Genomic DNA, 15,255 nt, shown 5'->3' with positions numbered 1-15,255 from the left:
ACAACAGAAAGAACAGACTGACTTCAAGGCTACACCCTGGAATCAGTCAATGCATCGCCCGCATACATCATTTTCATTACTAAATAATGAAAATTCACCCCTATTAGCTGCATGTCTAATTTTTTCAGCAGCGCTCATATCTGGCTGCCAAAACACTCAAGAACAGATGTTATACGAGGGCTACCCACCAACCTATGTTGATGGCTTCGATGCAGGCTGCAGCAGCGGTCGGCATGCTGGAGGAGGTCTAGAACCATTTCGAAAAGATGTACGGCAGTACATGAACGACTCGCTGTACAAAATGGGGTGGGAGGATGGGCTTAGCCAGTGCAAAGACGCACTTCAAGCAGAGGAAGACAGGATCGCCAACAAGCCTACCGACGAGGATAACGAGTGGCGTAGGCATGTAAAATCTCGAATGGGTGAGGCCTTCTCGAAGAAAAAGCAATTGGATTCCGAACACTAATTTACGTGATATCTACCCAACCGCTCTCCAAAAGAAAAGCCAGGCAATGCCTGGCCTTTCGCAATCGACGCGGCTGACTTACTGCAACCACCCGTCTACCTTTTCAGTTCCGTATTGCGCCCTCCAAGCCTTCAGCACTTTGCTGGCACCTTTGGTCTCAACCACTTCACCGGTTTCTGGATGCTTATAAACCTTGACCTGGCGTTTCCGGCGCTGCCCCTGCATTGCCGGAGCCAAGCGGCGACTTGCTTGTGGGTCGAGAAGAGAAATGACGCTTCCCAAATTAAAGCCGTATTCAGCCATGAGCTTGCGTAGCTTTTCTTCAAACTCAATTTCACGCTTCAAACCACCATCATTTTTAAGCACATCGAGCTGCTTAATCTGAGCGGCAAGCTGAGCCTCAAGAGCCTTGAATTCTGCAAGCTTAGACATAGACAAACCTTTATTAGGGTGTATTGGATTAAATCACTCTAACACGAGCCATCTGCAGCGAGGAAATTAACGACGAATAGGTCGACCAATGCACTAAATTTATGCCGTACGGCCTAGTGAAGCCTGATACCTCCCCACCCATTTCATGGCAAAGCACCCCACTCAAGCGCGTAGAAGCGGTGATATATAAAGAACCATGATCATCGATTGGCATGTGCTCTAGCTTGGCACGAAAACGCCTAATCGATGTAGATAATTGCTTTCTTATCTCCGTATTTCTTCTGCATTAACTGAAGTGCCACCCTAGCGTAGTCATGCTTGTAAAACCACGCAGAGTGCTTTTCTTTACCGTCCTTCAGATAAAGCACACGGTACCGAGGCGCAGAAATTGGCGCCTGCATGGCAGTTCGAAGGCGATCACGCTCAATGCGAGCAGACAAAGCCAATTTTGCGCGTAGCGCGGATTGAGCATCCATCATTATCCCTTAACGAGCTTCGTAATACCTATGCTGGCAGGTATGCGTAGCTTGATAAGGTAGTGTGGAACGGAAAAAGTTCACCCCTTGATCATTCGCCCTACTCATTAAGATCAGCGAGCCGAAACCCTACGCCTCGAATAGTATGTAGCAAGGGCGTGCCGAATGGCTTGTCTAGCGTTTGCCGAAGCTTATGGATCTGAGGCCTGGAACACCACAGCTCGCAAATATAAGCATTATCGTTTGCTAGGCAGCTCCCAACTTTGTGTCAAATCATGGCCGCGAGGATCGGCCAATACGGGGGGGCGCCCTCAATTACTGGTGCTGCCTACACCTAGGTTGCCGGGCAAGCCCACTCGCCCGGGTTGGCGAGCAGTGGGCTCAGCTGCTGCGGTGGTTGGTGAATGAGCCCTGTAGGCGACTCACATACACGCTGGATAAAGTTGTCGGTGAACAGCAGCTTGCCGGACACGTAGTATTCGTTTGGCCGCAGGTTGGAATTTCAATCTTCGTGCTCAGCCGGGCAGCCAACCACTGTTAGCCATTCAAGTAATGATCAACGTGGCAATCGACTGTCCGAACTGGAATGACAACAGGCTGGCGGCATTCTCGCCGCCAGCCTTCCCAAGTCACCTGCCTGCTTGGACCCGTGGGCGATCGCGCCAGCTCAGGTAGCACACCAGTGCAATGATGATGACGGCGAACACCTCGCTGGTTCCGACCGTTCCAAGCCCCAACCCGCCTTTCTTGGCTGAGTGCGATAGCCAGTCGCCCACGGATGCTCCGAACGGCCGTGTGAGCACATAGGCGACCCAGAAGGCCGTCACGACATCCAGGCGGAAGAAATAGTGGGCGATCGCCACAGCGAGGATGCACCCGGCGAAGAATAGGGCCGAGATCGCGTAGCCCAGCTTCAGCTCTTCCGCGACTAAGTCACCGGCGGCGGTTCCGAGCGCGAAGGTCATCAGGATCGCCGTCCAATAGAAGAACTCCCTCCGCCCCGGGTAAATGGCCAGGATCGACAGGGTCTTCTCCTGGGCGAACCAGAGCACAAAGGTCAGTACCAGCAGTACGCTGAACACCGCGGTGGTGGTGGTCAGCGCCACACCATAGGTGTCCACCAGGCTGTCGGTAACCAGAGTCCCGAAGATGCTCACCTGCACCACCGCCAACCAGTACTTCCAGGGCACGTAGTGCTCGCTGCGCAACTGGATGAACATGACCGCCACCAGCAACGCCCCCATGATCAAGGAGGTCAGCGGTAGCCCGAAATGCAGTTTGAAGATCAGGAAGTCAGCCCCCGTCTCCCCAACCGTGGTCGACAGGATCTTGATCACCCAAAACACCAGTGCCACCACTGGAACCTTGTTCTGCAGGGCATCGGCCCAATCACTATTGTCCACTCGCATGCTGGAGCCTCCGTGTTGTCGTTGTTCGAGGCTCGCCGGGATGCGTGTACACCCACCGCCTTTGCCAAGAAATGCGAAGGAGGTTAGAGGCGAAGGTGTGAAGTGCCTGTCAAGTGCACGTGAAGTTTTCGTTGGCCTGGCAACATTACGCGGGAGGAGCGATCTGCTGTCCTGAACAAAACTCGGCAGGTCCGCCCAGCGAGGGAAATAAAAGCAGCCTTACCAGTCTTCGAGCAGGAGTCGTTAGTCAGTGAGACCAAGAAGCAGGTGCTGTCGCCACTTCGCTCGATAGCTCAGAAGCCGAGGGAGTGATAGTCCAGCGTCCGCTATTGGCCGATTCTGTTGAAAAACTCCCTCGGCGATTTTCTTCGCCGAAAGTGCACGGCTGAGGCTGAAATCTGAATCGTTGCGCTGGTCGAGTTGCTCTGGATTTCGCGTAGAAGCGCTCGATTTGTACATTTTTCCGGCTACGAGCAAGCAGCTCTGTCGCACATCGAGTTTTTCAACAGAATCGGCCGATTCTGTTGAAAAAGTCCCGTCGCAATTTTTCCCCATGAAAGAGCGTGAGCGACGTTGAAATCTGGCTTGCTCAGAAGGAAGAGCTGTCTTGGTTTTTACGTAGCAACACCGAAATCGAGTGCTTTCTGAGCTACCAAAACGCAGCTCGCTCAGAAACCGACTTTTTCAACAGAATCGGCCGTAAAGGGACATCCCGTAGAGGACAGCTAGGGACTAACAGTGGCATTCCAGCGCCTACGAATTATGGGGCGATTCAGCAGCTAGAGCGGCCACAATCCAGCTGCTTACGAAACAGCCTCTGATCGGACTGCAGCTTCGCCAGACAGGCATATTTGATACTGCAAGCTGGCTCATTCCTGACTTATGCTTCAGAGAGCTACTTCTTCGGGACGAACAAGAGCGGCTGTAGGATGTGCCATCCGCTAGCCTGCGGCCCCGAAGAAAACGAACAACAAGATTAGTCAGAAGGGAATCTGAGCGATGAGGCTGAGCAATCTGCTTATCAGTAACTTCCAGTCCTTTGGGCCGGCAGCGGAGGAGATCTCGTTCGAAGATGTTACCTACCTCCTAGGCCCTAATGGTGCAGGGAAAACAGCCGCGCTGCAGGCACTCTGCCGGATGTTTTCAGTTGATCCCAGCTTACGCCGAATCCGCCGTTCAGACTTTCACGTCCCTGCCACTGAAGCGAAGCAGCCCGAGCAGCGTCATCTGTGGCTTGAAGCAGATTTTACGTTTGAGGAAACACTCGAGGACGATGATAACGACACTGTGCCGCCGTTCTTCGGGCAAATGGCAATGCGCGAGGTGGGAGGGACCCCTTGGATACGCTTTCGCCTAGAGGCAACACTGTACGAGGATGGGGAGATTGAAGAGCAATTTCTCTTCGTCACCAAGACGGACGAGAATGACGAGCCTGTATCGAAACAGGCGGTTCCAAAACGGCATCGTGACACAATCCATCTCCACTACCTCCCAGCCAAGCGCGATCCTTCCGATCACGTCGCCTACGGCGCAACAGCCCTTCTGGGGCGGCTCCTACGAGCTGCCAACTGGACTGAAGACCGAGAGACGGTAAAGGATCTCACAGAGCAAATTACTGACTGCCTTGTTGAGAACGAGTCAGTTAAAACACTGAGCGATAGCCTCACCACTGCTTGGCAGCGTCTGCACAAGGGGGACTTCTTTGCATCGCCCCGCCTGACGTTTGAGAACTCTGAGATCGAAGCATTACTTCGGCACCTCACTGTCTCCTTCAGCCCTGGCCATGGAGAAAATCAGGTTGACTTTGCACGCCTGAGTGATGGGCAGAAGTCCATGCTGTACCTCTCGCTGGTCCTGTCAGCACTCACGATAGGGCGTGATGTGAGGTCGGGAGAGAACAAGGCTTTCGATCCCCATAAATTGAAACCGCCGGCATTCACCATCCTCGCGGTGGAAGAGCCGGAAAACAGCCTTTCGCCACATTACCTCGGCCGCATCGTCAACTCGCTGAAGTCCTCAGTCGACGTGGATGCCCAAGCACTGATAGCCACTCAAGCGCCCTCTATGCTGCGGCGGGTTGAGCCTGAAAACATCCGGTACCTGCGACTGAATGGAGATCGGCGCACCCAAGTCACAACTATTCAGCTACCTCAGAAGCATACCGACGCTTACAAGTTTGTTAGGGAGGCGGTGCAGGCGTTTCCTGAGATCTATTTCGCTCGACTGGTGGTGCTGGGGGAAGGTGATAGCGAAGAGATCGTACTGCCCAGAATCCTTCAGGCGAAGGGGGCACCTGTCGATGAATTTGCTGTTGCAATTGCCCCGCTCGGTGGTCGCCATGTGAACCACTTTTGGCGGTTGCTCTCAGCGATCGGAACTCCCTACATCACGCTCCTTGACCTTGATGTCGGCCGCCATCAGGGCGGGTGGGGACGCGTGAAGTACGTCAGGGACCAGCTTGCTCAGTATGCTCCTGAAAATAACCTACCCGCTGGCTGGCCTTACCATGAATGGAACGATCCCAACACGCCTGTACGAACCCATAACTGGTTCGAGAGTGGAACAGTAAGCCTCTTCAACGAGCTCGAAAAAAGGAGCGTTTTCTTCTCCGACCCCTTGGATCTGGACTTTGCAATGCTGTGTGCCTTCCCACAGGCATATGAGGCTGAAGCCATCGCAGCAACCCCAAAGAGCCACACCAAGGTCTTAGGAGATAGCCATTTCAATCCCGACCAATACGACGAAGATGAACAGAGCTTGTTCGAGGCTTACCACAAGCTTTTCAAGTTGAGCAGCAAGCCTGCAGCCCACTTGGGCGCGCTAGGAAGGCTCACTGATCAGGAGCTTCTTGATGGCCTGCCTGAGTCGCTGGATCGGCTCGCAGATAAAGTTATCGAACGGCTCGATGAGTCACCGGAATGATCAAGCCTGAACGCTGGGTTCCCTCCCCAGGAATTCGACTGGAGAGAAATGCGTGGGAGGCTATCCGGGAGCGAGAAGAGTCAGTAGTGCTTACTGCTGGTCCTGGTGCAGGCAAAACAGAAGTACTTGCGCAGCGAGCGGACTTTCTTCTACGTACGAACTCCTGCCGCTACCCGAAACGCATACTTGCCGTCTCGTTCAAGACCGATGCCAGTCGGAATCTCAAACAGCGGGTTCAGCTTCGCTGTGGCTGGGATTACTCGTCACGCTTCGACAGCGTTACCTTTCATGGCTTTGCGAAGAGGATCATTGATCGGTTCCACCCAATTTTGGTGGATGAGGCGTTGAGCCAAGACTACGAAATTGGTCCACAGTACATCCGAGGCAAACAGATCACCTTCAATCATCTGCTCCCGCTTGCCCTTCGGATCGTGAAAGAGAGCGTGATCGCCCGCAATGCAATACGTCAGTCCTATTCACATGTGTTCCTTGACGAATTCCAAGACTGCACTGCAGACCAATACGAACTGATAAAACTGCTGTTCCACGGTACACCAGCGATCCTGACCGCTGTAGGAGATACCAAGCAGACCATCATGGGTTGGGCAGGCGCACTTGAAGGAATCTTCAAAACTTACGCTGACGACTTTGGTGCCCGCCCTCTGCGCCTGTTCTTGAACTTCCGGTCCCAGCCAGCCCTTCTGCGGATGCAGAATGACGTCATTCGGGAGATTGAGGCTGATGCGGTGATGCCGGAAGATCTTGCCAAGGGTGATGGGGGGGAGATTTTGGCGGGGCGTTTCCCAAATGCCGCGGAGGAAGCGCAGGCTGTAGCGAACCTTATTCAGCGCTGGATTTCTCAGGAAGGCATACCACCTAGTCAGATCGCCGTTTTGATGCCTCGTCAGATTGAAGAGTACGGCGAATTCCTAATGTTTCGACTCACTGAGTTGGGAATCGCTCATCGCAACGATCACAACCTTCAGGATCTCCTGAAAGAGCCGGCAGTCAGCCTTGTAGTCGACTACCTCACTTGCCTGTACGGCCAGGAGCAAGCAGAAGCATGGTCTCGATTAATGGACCACTTCACCCCGTTCGAGGACGACGACAGCCGAAGCAGTGCCCAACGGATCTTCGAAGAGACCTATCGTGAGCACCTGAAGAAAGTTAAGCAAGAGCGCAAAACAGCGAATCCATATGCCTCATGGTGGGATATGGCCAATGAATTCCTCAAAAAACTAGGCTTCTCGTCCGTCAGTGCACTCTCCGCCGACTACCGCTCCAAGGCTCGTCTGTTAGAGATTGTTCGCGAAGTTCGTGAGCGCATCAGAGGGCTACTGGCTACAGAGCCAGATTTACTCAGAGCATTGGCACGGCTTTCTGACGATTCGGCAGTTCGGTTCCTAACCATGCATAAAAGCAAAGGTTTGGAGTTTCATTCGGTAGTTGTGCTTGGCGTCGAGCAACAAACGTTCTGGGGGCAACTCGACCAAGAGCGATGCGTGTTCTTTGTTGGAATCTCTAGGGCCAAAAACCGGCTTGTGCTTACAACTGCGGATTACAGGCCATGGCCAAAGAACGCAAGAAGATGGGATGAGCATCGAGCTCCGCATGCCGAGTTTGTGAGCCATGTTGTGCGCCATCTCACCAAGCAGCACTTCTAATTATTAAATTCCCGCTCACGCTGTGGAGGAGGCTTGGAAATAAAAAACCAAAGCCAGCTCGGATTATGCGGTCAGACCCAAACCAGAATTCCTTATTGGTAGTGGGAGGCCTTAAAATTCGCCGAGAGTAAGCGTAGATGTAACGACTCTTACCCGCTCTATGCCATTGGGGATATGTTCCTCATCCGTATTTGAATATTTGCCGCGAATTTTAGCTGAGGCCGAGTGGGCTTTCAGTCCGATGGCTCGCATTCTGGGATTTGGACTCTGTATCCACATCCCCGAACGTTTTTGATGCGTACATCACTGCCAGCATCTCGCAAGCTCTTGCGCAATCGATAAATCGTAGACTTGATAGTCGTATCATCGCTTGATTTGCATTCTTTCTGAGCATCAAGTGCAGCAATAATTAGATCTTGATGGACTACTCGAGGCGCATGTTTGGCTAGTGTAAAGAGTATTTGATGTTGCCTTTTCGGAAGCCTCGACGTTGATCCGCCAATAGTGAGCGTCCCTTTTTTGTCGCAAAGTGTCATGCTGCCTATAGACGTAATAGATCCTAGATTCTTCGGTTTTATTATGGCGGCGATGCGCTTTGCAATAACCTCAATTTTGAATGGCTTAAGCAAGTAATCATCAATCTTCGGGTTGAAGGTTTTATTATTAATGATCAGTGAATTAGCTTGCGCCAAAATAATGCATGGGGTGTCTTTGTTTATAGTTGAGCACCTGATTATTAAAGGGGCTTCGGATAAAAAGTCTGGCGCGTCACCATTAAAAACCATCGCCGAGAACTTTGATGTATTCATGACGATTGTGGCTTGCTTGCAGCTTTCTGTCTCTGTTACCTCGTAGCCAAACTTCTCAAGGCAGGTTCGAATATGTGAGCGCAGTGCCGGGTGATCGTGAGCGACAAGGATTTTGATCGAAATGAGTTTTGCAATAGCTGTCATTTTTGGGCGGCGAAAGGATACATGGAGACGATTTTGACATGCCGGGTAGAAGCACCTGAGGGTGTTTTCGCCCGAAGGGGCAAGCTTTTTTCTATAAAATGAAACGAATGTTCTGCTTGATCAAAAGAATTCTCAACGGTGAGCTGATCTGGTGGGGGGTGGCGGTGTTTCAAAAAATGAAACGGTATTTCTCAATGGTTATTGAAGGACGCCGTCAACTGATCCGTTGCTGCAGCCCGGAGCCTCGTCGCTCCGGGCTGCGTTCCCCGGGCATCCCTGCCCTTCGCATCGCTTCCCTGTCCTTATGTCACCGGTCTGGCGTCACTGCGCATAGATCTGGTCGAACACGCCACCATCGTTGAAGTGGGTCTTCTGGATGCTCGGCCAGTCGCCGAAGGTTTCGTTCACGTTGAGGAAAGTGACCTTCGGGAAGCGGTCGGAGAACTCGGCGAGGATCTTCTCGTTGCGCGGGCGCAGGTAGTTGTTGGCGGCGATGCGCTGGCCCTCTTCGGACCACAGGTATTTCAGATAGGCCTCGGCTTCGGCACGGGTGCCTTTGCGATCGACCACCTTGTCGACCACCGTCACCGGCGGCTCGGCCTGGGCGGACACGGTCGGGTAGACCACTTCGAAGCCGCCGCGGCCGAATTCACGGGCGATCATCTCGGCTTCGTTCTCGAAGGTCACCAGCACGTCGCCGATCTGGTTCTGGATGAAGGTGGTGGTGGCGGCGCGGCCGCCGGTGTCCAGCACCGGCGCCTGCTTGAACAGCTTGCCGACGAAGTCCTTGGCCTTGTTCTCGTCACCGCCGTTCTGCAGCACGTAGCCCCAGGCGGAGAGGTAGGTGTAGCGGCCGTTGCCCGAGGTCTTGGGGTTGGGCACCACCACCTGCACGCCGTCCTTGAGCAGGTCCGGCCAGTCGTTCAGGGCCTTGGGGTTGCCCTTGCGCACGATGAACACGGTGGCGGAGGTGAAGGGCGCGCTGTTGTCGGGCAGGCGCGCGGCCCAGTCCTGGGGCACCAGGCCGCCGTTGTCGGCCAGCGCGTTGATGTCGGTGGCCATGTTCATGGTGATCACGTCGGCCGGCAGGCCGTCGATCACGGCGCGGGCCTGCTTGCTGGAGCCGCCATGGGACATCTGGATGGTCAGCGGCTTGCCGCCCTCGGCCTGCCAGTGTTTCTGGAAGGCGGCGTTGTAGTCCTTGTAGAAGTCGCGCATCACGTCGTAGGAGACGTTGAGCAGGTTCGCCGCCTGGGCGGAGGCGGCGAAGGCGAAGCTGGCGGCCAGCAGGGAGAGAGGCAGTAGGCGTTTCATCGGACGTCCTTGGAATGGAAGAGCGGTGCTGACTATATGGGCTGCTGCTTATTCATTGAAAGAATAATTGATTAGATGCTTATGCGTTTATGCATGAACTGCATATCTTAAAATGGAATAAATAAATCATTATTTATTCTTTTTATTCCTTTTCGTTCCTGCGCATAGTGAGCCCCACGCAACGAACCTGAAGGAACACCACCATGAGCATCCGCCTGGGCGACATCGCCCCCGACTTCGAGCAGGACTCCAGCGAGGGTCGCATCCGTTTCCACGACTGGCTGGGCGACAGCTGGGGCGTGCTGTTTTCCCACCCCGCCGACTTCACCCCGGTGTGCACCACCGAGCTGGGCTTCACCGCCAAGCTGAAGGACGAGTTCGCCCAGCGCGGGGTGAAGGCCATCGCCCTCTCCGTGGACCCGGTGGATTCGCACCTGCGCTGGATCGACGACATCAACGAGACCCAGAACACCCTGGTCAACTTCCCGATCCTGGCCGACGCCGACCGCAAGGTATCCGGCCTGTACGACCTGATCCACCCGAACGCCAACGATACCCTCACCGTGCGCTCGCTGTTCATTATCGACCCGAACAAGAAGGTGCGCCTGATCATCACCTACCCGGCCAGCACCGGGCGCAACTTCAACGAGATCCTGCGGGTGATCGACTCGCTGCAGCTCACCGACAACCACAAGGTCGCCACCCCGGCCAACTGGCAGGACGGCGACGAGGTGGTGATCGTGCCCTCGCTGAAGGACGAGGAAGAGATCGCCCGCCGCTTCCCGAAAGGCTACCGCGCGGTGAAGCCGTACTTGCGCCTGACGCCGCAGCCGAACCGTTAAGGAAGTCATCATGCTGGTAGTTTCACTGGGCGGCAGCCCGAGCCAGAAGTCCCGTTCCAACGGTCTTCTCGACTATGCCCGGCGCCGCCTGGAGTTGCGTGGCGTGGAGGTGGTTTCCTACCAGGTCCGCGACTTTCCGGCGGAAGACCTGCTGTACGCCAACTTCGCCAGCCCGCAGATCCGTCACTTCATCGAGCAGGTCTCGCTGGCCGATGGCCTGCTGGTGGCGACGCCGGTGTACAAGGCCTCGTTCTCCGGGGCGCTGAAGACGCTGCTGGACGTGCTCCCCGAGCGCGCCCTGCAGCACAAGGTGGCGCTGCCCATCGCCAGCGGTGGCAGCCCCGCCCACATGCTGGCGGTGGACTACGCGCTGAAGCCGGTGCTGGCCGCGCTCAAGGCCCAGGAAGTGCTGCACGGCGTGTTCGCCGACGACAGCCAGATCCAGTACTTGGAAGAGTGCGTGCGGCTGGTGCCGGACCTGGAGCTGCGCCTGAACGATGCGCTGGAGCAGTTCCTCGCCGCCCTGGCCCGCCGGCCGAAACCGATCGACCCACAATTGTTGAACGACCGGCTGGTGAACGCCCGCTGGAGCATTTGAAGAGCAGCTACGAGCTTCAAGCTACACGCTGCAAGTAAAGGCCAGAGCAAGAGCGGGCACGTCCGCTTGCCGCTTGAGGCTTGTAGCTTGCCGCTGATTATCCCGCCTTACTCGCCCGCCAACGGGCAAGCAGGTAGCCAACCTAGAAAAACCACAGCAAAGGGAGAGCGCCATGCGCACCATTACTTTGCGTCGGAGCCTGGTCGCCCTGTTTGTCGCGGCCATCTCCTTCGGCGCCATCACTCAAGCACAAGCCGAGACCCTGCGGATCGGCTATCAGAAATACGGCACCCTGGTGCTGCTCAAGGCCAAGGGCACGCTGGAGAAGCGCCTGGCCGAGCAGGGCGTCGAGGTGAAGTGGACCGAGTTCCCGGGCGGCCCGCAGCTGCTCGAAGGACTCAACGTCGGCTCGGTGGACTTCGGTGTCACCGGCGAGACCCCGCCGGTATTCGCCCAGGCGGCCGGCGCCGACCTGCTCTACGTGGCCCACGAGCCGCCCGCCCCGACCGGCGAGGCGATCCTGGTGCCGAAGGACTCGCCGATCAAATCGGTCGCCGAGCTGAAGGGCAAGAAGGTCGCCCTGAACAAGGGCTCCAACGTGCACTACCTGCTGGTGCGCGCCTTGGAAGACGCCGGCCTCAAGTACGCCGACATCCAGCCCGTGTACCTGCCGCCGGCCGACGCCCGCGCCGCCTTCGAGCGCGGCAGCGTCGACGCCTGGGTGATCTGGGACCCCTTCCAGTCCGCCGCCGAGCACCAGCTGCAGGCCCGCACCCTGCGCGACGGCACCGGCCTGGTCGACAACCACCAGTTCTACCTGGCCACCCGCCCCTATGCCGAGAAGAACCCGCAGGTGATCGGCGTGCTGATCGACGAGATCCGCGGCGTCGGCGAGTGGGTGCAGGGCAACCTGGACGAAGCCACCGACCAGGTCGCGCCGCTGCTCGGCCTGTCGCGCGAGATCACCTATAGCGCGGTCAAGCGCCAGGGCTACGGCGCCAGGCTGATCGGCCCGGAGGTGGTGGTCGCCCAGCAGAAGATCGCTGACACCTTCACCGACCTCAAGCTGATCCCGAAGAAGCTGGTTATCCAGGATGTGATCTGGAATCCGCCGGCATCCGCCAAGGTCGCCCAGCAGTAAGCCCCACGCCGCGGCCCGCCGGGCCGCGGCGACACCGAATCCATCTAGGAGACCACTCCATGAGCCTCAACATCTTCTGGTTCCTGCCCACCCATGGCGACGGCAAATACCTCGGTACCGCCGAAGGCGCCCGCGCCGTCGACCATGGCTACCTCACCCAGATCGCCCAGGCCGCCGACCGTCTCGGCTACGGCGGCGTGCTGATCCCCACCGGGCGCTCCTGCGAGGACTCCTGGCTGGTGGCCGCCTCGCTGATCCCGGTGACGCAGAACCTGAAGTTCCTGGTCGCGCTGCGCCCGGGGATCATCTCGCCCACCGTGGCCGCACGCCAGGCGGCGACCCTGGACCGCCTGTCCAATGGCCGCGCGCTGTTCAACCTGGTAACCGGCGGCGACCCGGACGAACTGGCCGGCGACGGCCTGCACCTGTCCCACGAGGAGCGCTACGAGGCCTCCGTCGAATTCACCCGCATCTGGCGCCGCGTGCTGGAGGGCGAGAGCGTCGACTACGACGGCAAGCACCTCCAGGTGAAGGGCGCCAAGCTGCTCTACCCGCCGATCCAGCAGCCGCGCCCGCCGCTGTACTTCGGTGGTTCCTCCGAGGCCGCCCAGGACCTGGCCGCCGAGCAGGTCGAGCTGTACCTGACCTGGGGCGAGCCACCGGCCGCGGTGGCCGAGAAGATCGCCGCCGTGCGCGAGAAGGCCGCCAAGCTGGGCCGCGAAGTGCGCTTCGGCATCCGCCTGCACGTGATCGTGCGCGAGACCAACGAAGAAGCCTGGGCCGCCGCAGACCGCCTGATCAGCCATCTGGATCAGGACACCATCGACCGCGCCCAGGCCTCCCTGGCGCGCTTCGACTCGGTCGGCCAGCAGCGCATGGCCGCGCTGCACGGCGGCCGCAAGGACAACCTGGAAGTGTCGCCCAACCTCTGGGCCGGGGTCGGCCTGGTGCGCGGCGGCGCCGGCACCGCCCTGGTCGGCGACGGCCCGACCGTGGCCGCGCGGGTCAAGGAATACGCCGAGCTTGGCATCGACACCTTCATCTTCTCCGGCTACCCGCACCTGGAAGAGTCGTACCGGGTCGCCGAACTGCTGTTCCCGCACCTCGACATCGCCCAGCCGGAGCGCCCGCAGAGCCGCGGCTACGTCAGCCCGTTCGGCGAGATGATCTCCAGTGACATCCTGCCCAAGGCGGCTGCGGCGAGCTGAAGGCATGCCCCTCACCCCGACCCTCTCCCGGAGGGAGAGGGGGCAGCCCGCGCTGTGCCCGAATCCCCCTCTCCCCCTGGGAGAGGGGTCAGGGGTCAGGGGTGAGGGAGATCGGCCAGGTGCGAGCCTGACGTATGACGAACATGAAAAGGAGCGTTGCCATGTCGACGCACACGCTACACAACATCGGTCGCCGCCTGGCGCCCTGGGCCTTGCCCGTGGCCCTGCTGGCGATCTGGCAGGGCGCGGTGGCGGCCGGCTGGCTGTCCACCCGCATCCTGCCGGCGCCCAGCGCCGTGCTCGAAGCCGGCTGGGCGCTGCTCAAGAGCGGCGAGATCTGGACCCACCTGGCCATCAGCGGCCAGCGCGCGGCCATCGGTTTCGCCATCGGCGGCGGCCTCGGCCTGCTGCTGGGCTTCATCACCGGCCTGTCCAACTGGGGCGAGCGCTTCCTCGACAGCTCGGTGCAGATGATCCGCAACGTGCCGCACCTGGCGCTGATCCCGCTGGTGATCCTGTGGTTCGGCATCGACGAGGCGGCGAAGATCTTCCTGGTCGCCCTCGGCACCTTGTTCCCGATCTACCTGAACACCTACCACGGCATCCGCAACGTCGACCCGGCCCTGGTGGAGATGGCGCGCAGCTACGGCCTCAAGGGCTTCGCCCTGTTCTGGCAGGTGGTCCTGCCCGGCGCGCTGCCGTCGATCCTGGTCGGCGTGCGCTTCGCCCTCGGCTTCATGTGGCTGACCCTGATCGTCGCCGAGACCATTTCCGCCAGCAGCGGCATCGGCTACCTGGCGATGAACGCCCGCGAGTTCCTGCAGACCGACGTGGTGGTGCTGGCGATCCTGCTCTACGCGGTGCTCGGCAAGCTGGCCGACGTGGCCGCCCGCGGCCTCGAACGCGCCTGGCTGCGCTGGCATCCGGCCTACCAGGCCAAGGCAGGTGCGCGATGACCGCCCTGCACAACATCCGCCAGGGCATCCCCCTGGCCATCCAGGGCATCCGCAAGGCGTTCGGCGAGCGCGAGGTGCTGCAGGGCATCGACCTGCACATCCCGGCCGGCCAGTTCGTCGCCGTGGTCGGCCGCAGCGGCTGCGGCAAGAGCACCCTGCTGCGCCTGCTGGCCGGTCTCGATGCGCCCAGCGGCGGCCAGCTGCTGGCCGGCAAGGGCCCGCTGTCGGCGGCCCGCGAGGACACCCGGCTGATGTTCCAGGACGCGCGCCTGCTGCCGTGGAAGCGGGTGATCGACAACGTCGGCCTGGGCCTGTCTGGCGACTGGAAGCCCAAGGCCCGCGAGGCGCTGGCCGCCGTCGGCCTGGCCGACCGCGCGGGCGAGTGGCCGGCGGCGCTGTCCGGCGGGCAGAAGCAGCGCGTGGCCCTGGCCCGCGCCCTGATCCACCAGCCGCGCCTGCTGCTGCTGGACGAACCGCTCGGCGCCCTGGACGCGCTGACCCGCATCGAGATGCAGCAGTTGATCGAGCGCCTGTGGCAGAAGCACGGCTTCACCGTGCTGCTGGTGACCCACGACGTGGCGGAGGCGGTGGCCATCGCCGACCGGGTGATCCTGATCGAGGAGGGTCGCATCGGCCTGGACCTGGCCGTCGACCTGCCGCGTCCGCGCCAGCGTGGCTCGGCGAGACTCGGCGCGCTCGAGGCCCAGGTACTCGACCGCGTGCTGGCGCTGCCCGGCACGCCGCCGGAGCCGGAACCCGTTTCACCCCTGCCCACGCAATTGCGCTGGGCGCTTTAGAGCAGCGGCAAGCTGCAAGCGACAAGCCGCAAGTGAAAGCGACCCGCTCTTTCTTGCAGCTCGAAGCTTGCCGCTTG

At 58.9% G+C, this 15,255-nt stretch carries 13 protein-coding genes and 1 pseudogene; 9 read left to right on the top strand and 5 right to left on the bottom strand.

Going from position 1 to position 15,255, the window contains the following annotated elements; translation table 11 throughout:
- Positions 1-49: 49 nt before the first annotated feature.
- Positions 50-466, top strand: coding sequence for a hypothetical protein (locus N5D30_RS14620; protein WP_228723522.1), 417 nt, complete (start codon positions 50-52; stop codon positions 464-466).
- Positions 467-544: 78 nt separating this feature from the next.
- Here the strand turns inward: N5D30_RS14620 and N5D30_RS14615 are convergent, their stop codons facing one another.
- The 3 genes and pseudogenes from N5D30_RS14615 to N5D30_RS14605 all read right to left on the bottom strand — a co-directional run bounded on the left by N5D30_RS14615 (position 545) and on the right by N5D30_RS14605 (position 2,783).
- Positions 545-898: a histone-like nucleoid-structuring protein, MvaT/MvaU family gene (locus tag N5D30_RS14615; protein ID WP_021218895.1), complete on the bottom strand. Its 354-nt coding sequence runs from the start codon at positions 896-898 to the stop codon at positions 545-547.
- 576 nt (positions 899-1,474) lie between these two features.
- Positions 1,475-1,573 (bottom strand): annotated as a pseudogene (locus N5D30_RS14610) (helix-turn-helix domain-containing protein); the annotation flags it as partial.
- A gap of 430 nt (positions 1,574-2,003) precedes the next feature.
- Positions 2,004-2,783, bottom strand: a complete 780-nt coding sequence (locus tag N5D30_RS14605; RefSeq protein ID WP_021218897.1) for a hypothetical protein — start codon at positions 2,781-2,783, stop codon at positions 2,004-2,006.
- Between the two features lie 999 nt (positions 2,784-3,782).
- Here N5D30_RS14605 and N5D30_RS14600 point away from each other — a divergent pair.
- Entirely contained in the window at positions 3,783-5,705 is a 1,923-nt protein-coding gene (locus N5D30_RS14600; protein ID WP_021218898.1) for a TOPRIM nucleotidyl transferase/hydrolase domain-containing protein, read from the top strand.
- Positions 5,702-7,369 carry an ATP-dependent helicase gene (locus tag N5D30_RS14595; RefSeq protein ID WP_021701995.1) on the top strand — a complete coding sequence of 556 codons (1,668 nt, stop codon included), beginning with the start codon at positions 5,702-5,704 and terminating at the stop codon, positions 7,367-7,369. The genes N5D30_RS14600 and N5D30_RS14595 overlap by 4 nt, the downstream gene beginning before the upstream one ends.
- A gap of 233 nt (positions 7,370-7,602) precedes the next feature.
- Here N5D30_RS14595 and N5D30_RS14590 read toward each other — a convergent pair whose 3' ends face one another.
- Both N5D30_RS14590 and N5D30_RS14585 read right to left on the bottom strand, forming a co-directional pair.
- A complete protein-coding gene (locus N5D30_RS14590; protein ID WP_081672164.1) occupies positions 7,603-8,322 on the bottom strand; it encodes a response regulator transcription factor in 720 nt (239 codons plus the stop codon).
- A gap of 321 nt (positions 8,323-8,643) precedes the next feature.
- Positions 8,644-9,636: a sulfate ABC transporter substrate-binding protein gene (locus tag N5D30_RS14585; RefSeq protein ID WP_220812554.1), complete on the bottom strand. Its 993-nt coding sequence runs from the start codon at positions 9,634-9,636 to the stop codon at positions 8,644-8,646.
- A 203-nt stretch (positions 9,637-9,839) separates the two neighbouring features.
- Here N5D30_RS14585 and N5D30_RS14580 point away from each other — a divergent pair, with 203 nt between their 5' ends.
- The 6 genes from N5D30_RS14580 to ssuB all read left to right on the top strand — a co-directional run bounded on the left by N5D30_RS14580 (position 9,840) and on the right by ssuB (position 15,178).
- On the top strand, positions 9,840-10,478 hold the full coding sequence (locus N5D30_RS14580) for a peroxiredoxin (protein ID WP_220812553.1): 639 nt from the start codon (positions 9,840-9,842) through the stop codon (positions 10,476-10,478).
- Between the two features lie 10 nt (positions 10,479-10,488).
- Positions 10,489-11,076, top strand: coding sequence for an NADPH-dependent FMN reductase (gene ssuE / locus N5D30_RS14575; RefSeq protein ID WP_220812552.1), 588 nt, complete (start codon positions 10,489-10,491; stop codon positions 11,074-11,076).
- 172 nt (positions 11,077-11,248) lie between these two features.
- The gene (locus N5D30_RS14570) at positions 11,249-12,217 is read left to right on the top strand and encodes a sulfonate ABC transporter substrate-binding protein (RefSeq protein ID WP_279909603.1); all 969 of its coding nucleotides are present in this window, start codon (positions 11,249-11,251) and stop codon (positions 12,215-12,217) included.
- 59 nt (positions 12,218-12,276) lie between these two features.
- Positions 12,277-13,425 (top strand): FMNH2-dependent alkanesulfonate monooxygenase, encoded by a 1,149-nt coding sequence (gene ssuD / locus N5D30_RS14565; protein WP_220812550.1) that lies wholly within the window; start codon positions 12,277-12,279, stop codon positions 13,423-13,425.
- A 161-nt stretch (positions 13,426-13,586) separates the two neighbouring features.
- On the top strand, positions 13,587-14,381 hold the full coding sequence (ssuC, locus tag N5D30_RS14560) for an aliphatic sulfonate ABC transporter permease SsuC (RefSeq protein WP_220812549.1): 795 nt from the start codon (positions 13,587-13,589) through the stop codon (positions 14,379-14,381).
- On the top strand, positions 14,378-15,178 hold the full coding sequence (gene ssuB, locus N5D30_RS14555) for an aliphatic sulfonates ABC transporter ATP-binding protein (RefSeq protein WP_220812548.1): 801 nt from the start codon (positions 14,378-14,380) through the stop codon (positions 15,176-15,178). Before ssuC ends, ssuB begins: the two co-directional genes overlap by 4 nt.
- Positions 15,179-15,255 lie beyond the last annotated feature (77 nt).

Origin of the sequence: Pseudomonas sp. GD03875 (genome assembly GCF_029840585.1) — a bacterium.
Taxonomy (GTDB): domain Bacteria; phylum Pseudomonadota; class Gammaproteobacteria; order Pseudomonadales; family Pseudomonadaceae; genus Aquipseudomonas; species Aquipseudomonas paralcaligenes.
The sequence above is the reverse complement of the archived record's forward strand: the minus strand, read 5'-3'. Positions and strand labels throughout refer to the sequence as shown.

Excerpts from the sequence above, each read along its gene's own strand:
- N5D30_RS14570 (WP_279909603.1), top strand. The coding sequence starts at position 11,249 with ATGCGCACCATTACTTTGCGTCGGAGCCTGGTCGCCCTGTTTGTCGCG.
- N5D30_RS14595 (WP_021701995.1), top strand. The coding sequence starts at position 5,702 with ATGATCAAGCCTGAACGCTGGGTTCCCTCCCCAGGAATTCGACTGGAG.
- ssuE (WP_220812552.1), top strand. The coding sequence starts at position 10,489 with ATGCTGGTAGTTTCACTGGGCGGCAGCCCGAGCCAGAAGTCCCGTTCC.
- N5D30_RS14615 (WP_021218895.1), bottom strand. The coding sequence starts at position 898 with ATGTCTAAGCTTGCAGAATTCAAGGCTCTTGAGGCTCAGCTTGCCGCT.
- ssuC (WP_220812549.1), top strand. The coding sequence starts at position 13,587 with ATGTCGACGCACACGCTACACAACATCGGTCGCCGCCTGGCGCCCTGG.
- N5D30_RS14585 (WP_220812554.1), bottom strand. The coding sequence starts at position 9,636 with ATGAAACGCCTACTGCCTCTCTCCCTGCTGGCCGCCAGCTTCGCCTTC.
- N5D30_RS14620 (WP_228723522.1), top strand. The coding sequence starts at position 50 with ATGCATCGCCCGCATACATCATTTTCATTACTAAATAATGAAAATTCA.
- N5D30_RS14600 (WP_021218898.1), top strand. The coding sequence starts at position 3,783 with ATGAGGCTGAGCAATCTGCTTATCAGTAACTTCCAGTCCTTTGGGCCG.
- ssuD (WP_220812550.1), top strand. The coding sequence starts at position 12,277 with ATGAGCCTCAACATCTTCTGGTTCCTGCCCACCCATGGCGACGGCAAA.
- N5D30_RS14580 (WP_220812553.1), top strand. The coding sequence starts at position 9,840 with ATGAGCATCCGCCTGGGCGACATCGCCCCCGACTTCGAGCAGGACTCC.
- ssuB (WP_220812548.1), top strand. The coding sequence starts at position 14,378 with ATGACCGCCCTGCACAACATCCGCCAGGGCATCCCCCTGGCCATCCAG.
- N5D30_RS14590 (WP_081672164.1), bottom strand. The coding sequence starts at position 8,322 with ATGACAGCTATTGCAAAACTCATTTCGATCAAAATCCTTGTCGCTCAC.
- N5D30_RS14605 (WP_021218897.1), bottom strand. The coding sequence starts at position 2,783 with ATGCGAGTGGACAATAGTGATTGGGCCGATGCCCTGCAGAACAAGGTT.